At 38.4% G+C, this 12,840-nt stretch carries 14 protein-coding genes and 1 other RNA gene; 9 read left to right on the forward strand and 6 right to left on the reverse strand.

The genetic code is table 11. The features are described from left to right. Window positions 1-101: 101 nt before the first annotated feature. From DDE80_RS09445 to DDE80_RS09465, 5 genes are all read left to right on the forward strand, one after another. On the forward strand, window positions 102-2,273 hold the full coding sequence (locus tag DDE80_RS09445; protein WP_108307409.1) for a 5'-nucleotidase C-terminal domain-containing protein: 2,172 nt from the start codon (window positions 102-104) through the stop codon (window positions 2,271-2,273). A gap of 46 nt (window positions 2,274-2,319) precedes the next feature. Then, entirely contained in the window at window positions 2,320-3,282 is a 963-nt protein-coding gene (locus tag DDE80_RS09450; protein WP_153060891.1) for an AraC family transcriptional regulator, read from the forward strand. 195 nt (window positions 3,283-3,477) lie between these two features. Continuing rightward, window positions 3,478-4,230, forward strand: coding sequence for an ABC transporter ATP-binding protein (locus DDE80_RS09455; protein ID WP_345788849.1), 753 nt, complete (start codon window positions 3,478-3,480; stop codon window positions 4,228-4,230). A gap of 11 nt (window positions 4,231-4,241) precedes the next feature. Then, a complete protein-coding gene (locus DDE80_RS09460) occupies window positions 4,242-5,174 on the forward strand; it encodes an ABC transporter substrate-binding protein (protein ID WP_108307411.1) in 933 nt (310 codons plus the stop codon). After that, window positions 5,171-5,917, forward strand: coding sequence for an ABC transporter permease (locus tag DDE80_RS09465; protein WP_108307412.1), 747 nt, complete (start codon window positions 5,171-5,173; stop codon window positions 5,915-5,917). Before DDE80_RS09460 ends, DDE80_RS09465 begins: the two co-directional genes overlap by 4 nt. Here the strand turns inward: DDE80_RS09465 and DDE80_RS09470 are convergent. Continuing rightward, complete coding sequence (locus DDE80_RS09470) at window positions 5,880-6,317, reverse strand: winged helix-turn-helix transcriptional regulator (RefSeq protein WP_108307413.1); 438 nt, start codon at window positions 6,315-6,317, stop codon at window positions 5,880-5,882. The two genes, DDE80_RS09465 and DDE80_RS09470, sit on opposite strands and share 38 nt — an antisense overlap. 95 nt (window positions 6,318-6,412) lie before the next feature. Between DDE80_RS09470 and DDE80_RS09475 the strand changes: the two genes are divergently transcribed. Further along, window positions 6,413-6,901, forward strand: a complete 489-nt coding sequence (locus DDE80_RS09475) for a DUF4242 domain-containing protein (protein ID WP_108307414.1) — start codon at window positions 6,413-6,415, stop codon at window positions 6,899-6,901. Between the two features lie 13 nt (window positions 6,902-6,914). After that, the gene (locus DDE80_RS09480) at window positions 6,915-7,910 is read left to right on the forward strand and encodes an acyl-CoA dehydrogenase family protein (protein ID WP_108307415.1); all 996 of its coding nucleotides are present in this window, start codon (window positions 6,915-6,917) and stop codon (window positions 7,908-7,910) included. A 51-nt stretch (window positions 7,911-7,961) separates the two neighbouring features. Here the strand turns inward: DDE80_RS09480 and DDE80_RS09485 are convergent, their stop codons facing one another. Beyond that, entirely contained in the window at window positions 7,962-9,167 is a 1,206-nt protein-coding gene (locus tag DDE80_RS09485; RefSeq protein ID WP_108307416.1) for a CynX/NimT family MFS transporter, read from the reverse strand. A 159-nt stretch (window positions 9,168-9,326) separates the two neighbouring features. Between DDE80_RS09485 and rpmG the strand changes: the two genes are divergently transcribed. After that, complete coding sequence (gene rpmG, locus DDE80_RS09490) at window positions 9,327-9,479, forward strand: 50S ribosomal protein L33 (protein ID WP_108307417.1); 153 nt, start codon at window positions 9,327-9,329, stop codon at window positions 9,477-9,479. A gap of 17 nt (window positions 9,480-9,496) precedes the next feature. On the opposite strand, the gene DDE80_RS09495 is transcribed toward rpmG, so the two are convergent. From DDE80_RS09495 to DDE80_RS09510, 4 genes are all read right to left on the reverse strand, one after another. After that, window positions 9,497-10,519, reverse strand: a complete 1,023-nt coding sequence (locus DDE80_RS09495) for an LLM class flavin-dependent oxidoreductase (RefSeq protein WP_108307418.1) — start codon at window positions 10,517-10,519, stop codon at window positions 9,497-9,499. A 5-nt stretch (window positions 10,520-10,524) separates the two neighbouring features. Beyond that, the gene (locus tag DDE80_RS09500; protein WP_427901803.1) at window positions 10,525-11,445 is read right to left on the reverse strand and encodes a VOC family protein; all 921 of its coding nucleotides are present in this window, start codon (window positions 11,443-11,445) and stop codon (window positions 10,525-10,527) included. Between the two features lie 96 nt (window positions 11,446-11,541). Beyond that, a non-coding RNA gene (ssrS, locus tag DDE80_RS09505) (6S RNA) lies at window positions 11,542-11,736 on the reverse strand. 42 nt (window positions 11,737-11,778) lie between these two features. After that, window positions 11,779-12,237, reverse strand: a complete 459-nt coding sequence (locus DDE80_RS09510) for a TspO/MBR family protein (RefSeq protein WP_108307419.1) — start codon at window positions 12,235-12,237, stop codon at window positions 11,779-11,781. A gap of 132 nt (window positions 12,238-12,369) precedes the next feature. Between DDE80_RS09510 and DDE80_RS09515 the strand changes: the two genes are divergently transcribed. Beyond that, window positions 12,370-12,702: a zinc ribbon domain-containing protein YjdM gene (locus DDE80_RS09515; protein ID WP_108307420.1), complete on the forward strand. Its 333-nt coding sequence runs from the start codon at window positions 12,370-12,372 to the stop codon at window positions 12,700-12,702. The last annotated feature ends 138 nt before the right edge of the window (window positions 12,703-12,840 follow it).

Genomic DNA, 12,840 nt, shown 5'->3' on the forward strand with positions numbered 1-12,840 from the left:
CGCTTTTTTTACGAAAATTTACGCAAGGGGCATTGTGCTACAAACGTGATAGTGCTAGGCTTGAAGGGAATCAAAAAAATGAAAAGAGGCAGGTTAAAAAGATGAATAAAAAACTTTTAGCAGCAACCATTGCAAGCTCAGCGATTGTAGCACCTTACGTATTATCAACAGATGTTGTTGAAGCAGCTGCGTTAGAGATGACAATTTTCCATACAAATGACACGCACGCGCATGTTGAAACAGCAGGTCAACGTGCAGCTTTAGTTAAACAACTGCGTAGTACTCATCCGAATAACCTTCTGCTTGATGCAGGCGATGTCTTCTCAGGTACGCTCTACTTTAATGAGTGGAAAGGCCAAGCAGATTTAGAAATCATGAATTATTTGCAGTATGATGCGATGACTTTCGGTAACCATGAATTTGATTTAGGGTTATCACCAGAAGGTCACGGCGCGTTAGCGGATTTTGTAAAAGGTGCTAAATTTCCGTTCGTATCAGCTAATGTTGATTTTTCAAACGATGCTTTGTTTGAAGGGTTACAGCCAGGTGGTGTAACAACAGCAGCGCAAGATGGTCAAATTTACGACGGTATTATTAAAGAAGTGAATGGCGAAAAAGTAGGGATTTTCGGTTTAACTACAGAAGAAACTACAGCGATTGCTAGTCCAGAAAAAGTAGAGTTTAAAGCGTATTTATCGAGTGCTCAACAAGCGGTAGAAAACTTAAAAGCACAAGGTGTAAATAAAATTATCGCCCTCACGCATATTGGTTTTGATGACAGCCTACAATGGGACAATGACCAAGAACTTGCGAAACAAGTAGCAGGTATTGACGTAATTGTTGGTGGTCATACACACACAGAGTTAAAAGAGCCTGTTAAAGTAATAAACGAGCAATCAAACGAACCTGTAATTATCGTACAAGCTAACCAATATAATAAGTATGTTGGTCAACTAGATATTACATTTAATGATAGTGGCGTTGTTGAAGACTATAAAGGTCAATTAAATTTAGTTGGTGAGAAGGACAAGGATGGCAAGTATTTACTACCATCTGATGCCGAAGCAGACAAAATTTTAGCGAAGTATGCAGAGAAAGTAAATGCTACAATGAACGCTTCTACAGGGGCAGATGCTAAAGTATTTTTAAGTGGACTACGTGGCTTCGGCGGTGTGCGTGCAGGTGAAACGAACCTTGGTAATATTATTACAGATGGTATGTTAGATAAAGCGAAAAAAATCGATCCTGCTGTTTCTATCGCTTTCCAAAATGGTGGAGGTATTCGTACTTCAATTAACAAAGGTGACGTAACATATGGTGAGGTACTAAACGTTTTACCATTCGGTAACCCACTAGCCATCGTTGAACTAACAGGCGCAGAATTATATGAAACATTTGAGCACTCTGTAAAAGACTACCCAAAAGAGTCAGGTGGTTTCCTTCATGTTGCTGGTATGAAAGTGATTTTTGATCCAAACAAAGAGCCAGGCAAGCGTATTGTATCATTAAAAGTGGGCGATCAAGATGTTGACCGTACAGCGAGTTATAAAGCAGCAACAAACGTCTTTACAGCACGCGGTGGTGATGGTTTTGAAGCGCTAGGTAAAGCATATGAAGAAGGGCGTGCAAGTGAGCCAGGCTTTAGTGACTGGGAAAACTTCGCAACACGTTTAGGTGAGATTGGCGATGTGACGCAACAAATCGAAGGACGTATTGTGACAACAACTACGTATAAAGATGTAGATGTTAATCACTGGGCGTACCCATTCATTGCAAACTTACAAACACAAGGCATCTTAAAACCACTACCGAAATTTAATGGTAATAACAGCTTAACACGTGCACAAGTAGCAGAGATGCTAACGCGCGCGTTAAACTTAGAGGCAAAGGGCGATGCACCATTTAAAGATATTGCAGGTGTAGATGCAGCAACTCAACAAGCCATTGCGGCAGCATACGAAGCAGGTATTGTTAAAGGGGTGGACGGTAAGTTTAATCCAAATAAAAAAATTACCCGCGCACAAATGGCGTTAATGTTTGAACGTGCCTATAAAACAGTAAATGCAACGTATACATCACCAACAGCGACGTTTAAAGATACAACTAAACTAAACGACGAAACGCGCAAAGCTATTGGCTTCCTTGAGGACAATGCGATTGCTAATGGCGATGCAGGTAACTACAACCCTGCAAAAAATGTAACACGTAATCAAGCAGCTAAATTATTCTTTAACTTGTTATACACAGTAGAGCAATTTAAACAAAAGAAATAATAGTCATCGGCTAGGACGTTTGTGTCCTAGCTTTTTTTGAATAGAGGTGAGTACAATAGACGAAGCTACTAATTTAGCACAGATGGCTGCTATTGTGGCACATGAAAGTAGTCCTAAAACAGCTACTCTACGGGTGCCTACTCAGTTAGGTGAAGGTACTGTTGCGAGTGTTACGATACGTGACACATTAACAGTTGTTATAACAGATGTTCAATTTACTCGTGATCAACGTGATGATTTTCATGAAGATAGTGAAATGATAGAACTTAACTATGTATTGGCTGGTGACCTGATTTGTAGTGTAAATAATGAACCTTTTCGTATGCAGTCGCCTACTCAAGCAATTTCTTACTTTCATCAGTCTAATGTAACTTTAAAAACGGCTGCTAATCAGCGCGTCCAGAAAGTAGAAATTCGTATGACGCCTGAGCGGTTATTATCTTATTTTGTGGAAACAAAAGAGCGGGCAATGATTATGAGTTTTTTACAACGCCAGTTAGGGCAAATTACACAACATACGTTAACACCTATTATTAAACAGCGCGTATATGAAATCTTACATTGTTCTTATGAAGGTTCTTTTAAAGCATTATATATAGAAGCTAAAGTTATTGAGTTATTAGTAGCGACTTTTGCCAAACAAACGTCAAAGCGTTTGCCTAATGCTAGTGAAACGCATAAATTACAACGTATTAAAGCGATTATCCTAGCTGAATTAGACCAGCCACATACCGTTAACTCTTTAGCTTCACGCGTGCACCTTTCTGACAATAAAGCGAGGCAGGGGTTTAAGCAATTATTCGGGGTACCAATTATCACATTCTTGCGTCAACAACGAATGGAAAAAGCAGCATGGTTGTTAGAAGTAGAAGGATTGACAGTGACGGACACTGCTGTAGCACTTTGTTATAGTAATATGAGTAATTTCACAGTGGCGTTTCGTAATTATTTCGGTTGCAACCCGAGTCATTATTTAAAGTTAAAAATAATGATGATAACACACGACTAACAACGTAAAAGAATCATTTTTAATAGATTTATACGACAAAAGAAGAGACTACCTACAATGTTTGATATTTTTAGGTAGTCTCTTTTAAATTTTCAGAAAATATAGGTTGATTTTTATAAGTGAGTATAATAATATAACTAATATAATATAAAACAAAGTTGTTTTGTAGGTTTTAAAAAAGGAGTGATAATTACTGTGATAAAGATAAACGGCGTCACAAAAGTATATGACACGCATCATATTTTAAAAGGGATATCACTAGAGGTAACAAAAGGAGAAATTATTGCTATTTTAGGCAAGAGTGGTTGTGGTAAAAGCACTTTACTAAAGATTGTCGGGGGTTTTGAAACGTCCTCAACAGGCGAGGTTATAGTCAACGACGTAGCAGTTACGGAACCAACTAAAAAGTGTATCATGCTGATGCAATCTTATGGCCTGTTACCTTGGCGCTCTGTTGAAAAAAATATTTCACTTCCTTTAGAACAACATACAGCTTTAACAGTAGAGCAACAACAGCAAAGAATAGCACATTATATGCAACTTGTGCAATTAACTCCTTACGCTACTCATTATCCCCATCAATTATCAGGTGGTATGCAACAACGCGTAGCAATTGCTCGGGCATTAGCATTACAGCCAGAGGCTATTTTATTAGATGAGCCATTTGCAGCTTTAGACACATTTACACGCTACTTTTTACAAGATGAATTAATAAAAATTCAGCAACAAGAATCTACAACTATAATGCTCGTTACTCATGATATTGATGAAGCTATTTATTTGGCTGATAAAATTATTATTTTAGCTGAAGGTGAAATAGCGAAGGAGATAACTATTGCACTACCGAAGCCTAGAGATCGTAGTAATGCAGACTTTCAACATTATAGAGAAGTTATTTTTACAGAATTTGAACTTACACAACAACAAATGATTGACTATCAAATTTAGGAGGTGAGCTTATGAAGAAATGGTTGCTATTCTTTGTAGTTCTATTATTAACGGCTTGCGGCAATCAAACAGCTACAGAAGATACAGGGAAAAGTAAAATTAAAATTGGCTATTTACCGATCACACATGCTGCGCCGCTCTATGCGCAAGCTACTGCACAATACCCTGACTATGAAGTAGAGTTAGTGAAGTTTGGTGCTTGGCCAGAGTTAATGGATGCGCTTAATACCGGAAAGATTGATGGAGCTTCTGTATTAGCCCCTTTAGCTATGAAAGCGCATGAGCAAGGTATTGCGATTCAAGCTGTGGCATTAGGTCATCAAGATGGCAATATTGTGGTTGGTGCTCCTACGATTACGGATGCGACACAATTAAAAGGGCAGCGCTTTGCTATACCGAGTAAATATTCTAGCCATAATATTTTATTAGATCGCTTACGCCAAACGGCTAACTTACAGCCGAACGACATTGATGTAGTTGAGTTACCTCCAGCGGAAATGCCAGCAGCTTTAGCTGAAGGGCGTATAGCAGGCTATGTTGTCGCAGAACCGTTTGGTGCATTAGCAGTAGCTATGGATAAAGGGGATGTACTATTTCAATCTGAAGAGTTATGGGAACATTCAATTTGTTGTCTCTTAGTTTTACGACGCTCTTTTCTAGAGGAAAATAGTACAGTAGCTCAAGCGTTTATTGATGATTATCACCTTGCTGGCAAACTTATTCATAAAAAGGATGAGGAAGCGAAGACCATCGTGAAAAAATATTTAAATGTAGAAGATGACGTATTAGATTTATCATTGGCTTGGATTTCTTATGATGATTTAACGATTACAAAAGCTGCTTACGAGGAGTTAGTAACATCATTAGAAAGTTTAAAGTTATTAGATAAAATTCCGGATTTTGAACAGTTCGTAATGCAAAAAGTAACGGAGAATCCATCATGAAGCTACGTTATATGATAGGTAGTTTTACGCTATTAGTAGTATTATGGCAACTCGTAGTCGTTGTTGGTAACTATGAAGCAGCTTTGTTACCTTCTCCGAAGCAAGTAGCACAAGCATTATGGTCATTGTTCATTAGTGGTTTACTATTAGAACACATCAGCATAAGCTTATATCGTTTTGGAATAGGTTATATTTTAGCAGTTATAGCTGGTATTACGCTAGGTATTTTATTAGGACGTATGCCTACAGTTTGGCGATTTGTTAACCCAAGTGTGCAATTGTTACGTCCTGTATCACCTATTGCATGGTCCCCTTTCATTGTGTTATTTGCAGGTATAGGTAACTTACCAGCAATCATAATTATTTTTATCGCTGCCTTTTTTCCTATCCTTTTAGCTACTGTAACGGCAGTGAGTAAAATAAGTCCGGTATATTTACAAATCGCACAAAACTTTGAACTAACTCCATTCGCTGTAGTGAAAAAAATTATAATACCCGCTTCTTTTCCCGCTATTATGGGAGGGTTACAAATTGCCTTAGGAAGTGCATGGATTTTCTTAGTAGCTGGCGAAATGGTTGGTGCTCAATCAGGATTAGGCTTTTTAATTATTGATGCCCGTAATGCGCTAAGACTGGATTTAGTATTTGCCGCAATTATTATTATTGGTTTATTTGGTCTATTATTTAATACGATTATTCAACAAATTAGTTATCGTGTGACGAAGCAATGGGGCGTGCAATAACAGCAGACGCAATTTTATGTGATGTTTTACTAATATAGGCGATTTCAACAGCTTCACCTGTATCTTGATCAACGAGCTCCTTATAGCAAGGTTTACGTTTACTGCCCCAAATAATCATCGCATTAAAAATATCAGAGAGACTCAGTCCTAATTCAGTTAGGTAATACGCATAACGAGGGGGGTGATTTTGGTAAAGCTGTACCTCAACGAGACCTTCTTCTTCTAATGAACGAAGGCGAGTTGATAATACATTTGCTGATAAGCCAGGTAGATTATTTTTAATATCATTAAAGAAGTGTTGACCAATGAGTAGCTCATGCAAAATAAGCATTGTCCAACGGTCACCAATTATATTTAATGTTTGTGCAATATTACAAGGTAAATCATAACGTGTTTTCATTGTGAACCTACTCCTTTTCGAAAGTTATCTTATCATAGTTTTTTTTCGAAATCGAGTTAAATAAATTAATTCAGTTAAAAAATGGAGGAATTAAAATGACATTATTTTTAGTAGAAACAACACTTAACAATACGGAAAACAAACAACAAGTAGAGGTAATTACTGCAGAAATCGCTAAAAATCACCAAATTTTAGAAGTTCAAGTAGCAGAAGATTTTTCAAAAGCTTACTATATTATTCAAAGTGAACAGGCGCCAACATTAGATGTTGAAAATGTAACAGTGGATTTAGTAAAAGAAGTGCGTTTAGTAGGGAAACCAGCAGAAGAAGTTAATGAAGCAGTTAACTATTTAGTAGAGTGGGAAATTCCTGCGAATATCACGATGGATCAATATTTAACACGTAAGAAAAATAATTCTGTACGTTATGAAGAAGTACCAGAAGTACATTTCTCGCGTACTTATGTGTGCGAAGATATGACAAAATGTTTATGTTTCTATGAGGCGCCAGATGAGGCAGCAGTAAAGAGAGCGCGTGAAGCGGTACAAACACCGATTACTTCACTGACAAAATTAGCTGAGTAAAGGGGAGTATCATATGGATAAGCAACAGGTTGTTAAGCAGTTATTAGCTACGCATATCCAACCAGTTGTACGTAAAATAGATGAAGAAGCGTATTATGCAAGAGATTACCTTTTAGCACTGGGGCAGGCTGGAATGTGGAATGGTGACTATAAGCAAGAGATGATGGTTGTGAAAGAAACCGCTCGCGTTTGTATGACTACCGCATTTTGTGTATGGTGTCATTTAGCTTCTTTAACTTATTTACGCCTAACAGAAAATGAAGCCGTTAAGTCTTTATTGACGCAATTAGAAAGTGGTGAGTTGTTAGGAGCTACAGGTTTGTCTAATCCTATGAAACATTATGCAGGTCTAGAGAAGCTACATTTGTCAGCTGAGCGTGTTTCGGGAGGGTATTTAGTAAGTGGAGTATTACCTGCAGTGTCTAATTTAGCGGATAATCACTGGTTTGGTGTTATAGCGAAGACGAGCTCAGAAGAAAAGATGTTTTTTGTTAATACAGCGAACGCTAAATTAACACTAAAAGAACAGGCTAACTTTATCGGTGTTAATGGTAGCGCTACATACACATGTAAATTTGAAAATGTATTCGTAGAAGATTGCTATGTATTAGCGGAAAATGCCGCGTTATTTATTGAAAAGGTACGACCTACTTTTATTTTATATCAATTACCATTAGCGTATGGTGTGACAGCAGCTGTTATTGAAGAAATAAAAAAAGTAAAAGGTAAACAAGCAGGTAGTAACTGTAATATGAAAGTTCAAGCTTCGACATTAGAAACACAATTAGAAATTCTTGAACAAAATTCACATCAATTTGAGATTAAGAAATTATATGAAGTTCGTTTACAAGCTGCATATTTAGTATTACAAGCAACTCAAACAGCTATGTTGCACCAAGGTTCAGCAGCTTATTTAATCGGTAGTAAGGTGCAAAGAAAGTTGAGAGAAGCTTACTTTTTTGCTAATTTAACTCCGACGGTACGTCAGTTAGAAAAAGTGCTCGCCTAAGAAATATCATTGAAATAAAAAATGGAAGACGATTAACTCGTCCTCCATTTTTTATATTGATTCATCTATAAATACATCTTTTGAAGCAATATACGAAGTGCAGAAAAATGCAAACGTTGCTAATAAGAATGTCCATATAGGGATTGACCAGCCACCTGTTACATCATGTAAGTAACCAAAAGCAACAGGTCCGATTGCGGCTAATAAATAGCCAGTAGACTGTGCAAAACCAGAAAGGTCAGCAGCAGCAAATGCCGTTTTAGTACGTAATGTAAATAGCATCATAGTTAAACCAAAAGCAGTACCACCTGCACAACCTAAGAAGATCATCCACACTACGATAAGAGAAGTTATTTCAAAAGCAATGCCTAAAAAGCCGATAGCAAATAAGATGCTAGCGAGAACAGCTAAAGGTTTTTGAGAAGATAACTTATCTGCCACAATCGGGATAGCAAAGGTGAGTGGTAATTGAGCCAGTTGCATAATGGATACCATCCATCCTGCTTTATTAGGTGACAAACCTTGTGAGATGAAAATTTCAGGCAACCAAGCAGATGACGTATAAAAAATCATGGATTGTAAGCCCATTGTAGCTGCTACAGCCCAAGCAATTTTAGATTTCCATAAAGGAATTGTCGGTTTTAAAGAAGTTTGTGTCGCTTTTGGTGCGGGTTTATTATGTTTAAGTTGAGGAGCCCAAACTAGCGCTGCTAACAAAGCTAAGCCGACAGAAAATCCTAGCGCTGCTTGCCAGCCTAGCGTGGATCCTACAGCAATAGGGTGGCTAATTCCAGCGCCGATACCGCCAGAGACGTTCATCGCTACAGAATAAATCCCCATCATCATCCCCACTTGCATAGGGAATTTTAATTTTAGAAAGCTAGGCATTAAAACATTACCAAATGAAATTGCTACCCCAATTAATACGGTACCTATGACGAGTAAACTTGTAGTTCCTAACGAGCGCATAATGATACCAAGCGCTAAAAGTAACATTGAGAAAAATAAAGTTAGCTCGATACCAAAGCGTTTAGATAGCTTTGGTGCAAAAGGCGATACAACCGCAAAAGCAAGTAATGGAATTGTCGTTAAGAAGCCTGCTAAGACGTTAGAAATCTGCAACCCATCTTTGATAAACGTTATAATAGGGCCAACTACTGTTAAAGGCGTTCGTAATGTTGAAGCGATTAACGCTATGCCGATTACGAGGATAATGGTAGGTGCCGTCCATGTTATTTTTTTAGATGTTTCATTCATTATAAATACCTCCTAGGTAACCTATCATACGATGCTTTAAAAAAGGTCACTACCTATAGCTGTACAAAAATAACCGCAAATGAAAACTAGCTGTTGAATCACAATAGTAAGCATGGTATATTTAAAACGTAATGATTACGTTTTAATGGAGTGTGAAAGATGAGAACAGTAATAACTTTAGCATGTACGGAGTGTGGCGACTTAAATTATCAAACTACTAAAAATAAACGCAATAACCCAGAGCGCTTAGAATTGCGTAAATATTGTCCACGATTAAAAAAAGTTACGTTACATCGTGAAACTAAAAAATAAACGAGCTTTGCGCTCGTTTATTTTTTAGTTAGTTTACGTACAGTAGGTAAAATCTCTGTAGCAATTAACTCGATGTTACGCTGGATTTTATCAAACGGTACACCGCCAAAATCAAGTTGCGCTAGGAAACGCTGCTGTCCATAAAGCTCAAATTGATAATGCATTTTTTCGATGATTTGTGCGGGGCTACCTACCATAAGTGCATCTTGAACATCGGTAGCAGCTTCGATTTGAGCACGGGGATACTCACTACCGCGTAATGCTAACATACCATCGCTAAGGTGTGGGTGATATTCGTTTACAGCATCTTGTGAGTTAGGTGCTGTATAAAATAAGCTCGTTGTAGCAATAGGCAATGTTTTAGCATCAAAGCCTGCAATCGTTGCCTCAGCACGATAAGCATCAATTGCCTCTGTAAAGTAAGCGGCTGGGCCTCCTAAAGTTGTAATGGTCATAGGCACGCCTGCACGTCCTGCTAAAATGGCACTAGCAGGGTGACCACCTACCGCACGCCAAATCGGTAATTGACCATGTAGTGGCTGCGGATGAATTACCGCATCACGTAGCTCAGGGCGGAAGTGCCCTTGCCAAGTAACGCGTTGCTCACGGTTAAGCTGTAATAATAAATCAAACTTTTCTTCAAATAATGCATCGTAATCATTTACATCATAACCAAGTAAATGGTAAGCCCCTAAACGAGAGCCTTTACCTGCAATAATTTCGGCACGTCCATTAGAAATTAAATCAATGGTCGCAAAATCCTCGTATACACGTACAGGATCAGCCACACTAATTACAGTTGCTGAGCTAGCAATTTTAATGTTTTTTGTAGCTTGTGCAATTGCGCCTAAAATCACAGTATGTGCTTGGGTAGTAAAGTGTGATTGATGACTTTCGCCAACCGCAAAGACATCAAAGCCCGCCGCATCTGCTAGCTCACTTGCTTTAATTAACTCTTGAATCCGTTGTTGTTGCGAAATACGCTGATTGGTATGGGGATTGCGAATATGATCGCCAATTGAATAAATACCAAATTCCATTACATTCACTCCTCAAAAGGTTGTAGTTTAGCTTCAATAATTGCACGCTTAGCTTCTAGCTTAGGTGGTAAGTCGAGTTGTGCTCCTAATTGCTCAACACTTTGGTCGCGCAAAAAACCAGGTCCATCTGTCGCTAATTCATAGGTAATGCCATTAGGGTCGTTAACATAAAGGCTATGGAAGTAATAGCGGTCAATGACGCCAGATGTCACAAAGCCCGCTTCAGTTAAGCGCTCCTGCCAAGCGAGTAATGTGTTTATATCAGTTACGCGGAGTGCTAAATGGTGTACGCTACCTCGCCCAGGGCGCTGAGTAGGCCCATCTTGTTGTACGAGTTTAATCTCACTATAGCGGTTATTACTTGTGCGTAGCAGTGCCTCATTAGGCTTCATGTGTATTACACTATAGCCGAGTAGTTTAGTTAAAAAGTGAAGGCTTTTTGTAAAGTCGCGCACTGTAATTTCGATAGTAGCCATACCTAAAATGCGGTGGTCAGCATCCACATCACTCCCATCCCAAGGTGCGGACGGAGCCTCATTACTATTGTGATTAACGAGCACTAACGCTAAGCCATCAGGGTCTGTAAAGTGTAGGGCATCGCGATTAGCGTAAGTTGTAATTTGTGCGTCAGTTTGTAAACGTCCTTGCCAATATACTAGGCTTTCGTAAGAGGGTACAAAGAGTGCAATACGGTTAATGGCATTAGTACCTGCAGTTGTACGCCCAGCAATCGGCATTTCGAAAAAGGTCAGCTCTGTACCAGGGCTACCTGTAGTATCGCCATAAAATAAATGGTACATCGAAGGATCGTCTTGATTGACCGTAACTTTAACCCGACGTAAGCCGAGTACTTTTGTGTAAAATTGATTATTCTGTTGCGCGTTTTTTGTCAGCATTGAAATGTGATGATGACCGGTTGTTTGCATAATTTGCACCTCTTTATAAAATATCTCGAATTCGAGATAATATTTTTGTGTTAAAAAACCTACAACGTAGAGGCTGTAGGTTTAATGTCTGTAAATAAAAAAGCCACGATTGCCGTAAGTAGTATAGAAAGTTTTAAACCACCACTCCTCAAAGTGGGTGTTCGCAAAAGTTTTCCTGCCTATCCTCATTCACCACTAGGGGGTGAGGCCCGTCATTCCAACTTCTATATAAAACTCCCTTTTACAGCTTAAAGGTTAAAACTTAATATGTTACGAACAATGTAGCTTTAATAGTATAGTACGCTAACTTTTAGTGTTGTGCAAGTGAAACGATTAGCGGTTGAGACGCCATGTTTCGAAGTTAAGCGTAAGAGCAAAAGTAACCCATGCGATATAAGGAATAAATAATAGCCCCGCTATCGTATCTAATTCATAGAATGAATAAGCCGTCATTAAAATAGTCATAAGGAAAAATACCATTTCGATTAATGCGACTCCGCGTAAATTAAATTTAAAAAATAAAAATGACCATACATAGTTAAGTGTTAATTGGACAGCATACCACTGCTTAGCTTCCTCATTATGTTCTTTAGCAGTGATGCGATAGTCGGCGTAGCCCATCATTGTATAAAGGGTAGGCCAAATAATAGGAAAGACTTTACCTGGTGGCGCAAATGACGGTGTTTCTAATTTATCATATTGTAAGCGCGCATTTTTATTAGCTAAATAACCAACAATACTGCCACCGATTACAGGGGCTAATACATGTGTGAATAATTTCTTCTTTGACACTTAGCTCACATCCTTTTAGTACCATATACCACATTTAGGTTGCTACGAAACGTTAATCGTTATGTAGCAATTTGTAAAAGTACACAAACTGTGCCATGATATAGGCGAATATACGAGTAAGGAGTGGTAGTAATGTACCCGAATTGTCCAAAGTGTAATTCGTCTTATACCTATGAAGACGGAAACTTGTTTGTATGCCCAGAATGTGCGCATGAGTGGTTACAAAATGCAACTGAAGAAGTAGAGGAAGAAGCAGTTGTACGTGATGCGAATGGGAATGTTTTAGCAGACGGAGATGCAGTGACCATCATTAAAGATTTAAAAGTGAAGGGAAGCTCGACGCCTTTAAAACAAGGTACTAAAGTGAAAAGTATTCGTTTAGTAGACGGCGATCATAATATTGATTGTAAAATCGATGGCTTCGGTGCGATGCAATTGAAGTCGGAGTTCGTTAAAAAATTATAAGATAATAAAAAGAGGCTGGGACATAACTAGTGTTCAGCCAAAGAAAAAGAGAAATTGAGTGCGCTCAATTTCTCTTTTTCAATTTTTTATAGGTATTTTTATTGATTGGCTGTGAACTTTCGCAAGTTCACAGCCATC

The organism is Metalysinibacillus jejuensis, assembly GCF_003057615.1.
Lineage (GTDB): Bacteria > Bacillota > Bacilli > Bacillales_A > Planococcaceae > Metalysinibacillus > Metalysinibacillus jejuensis.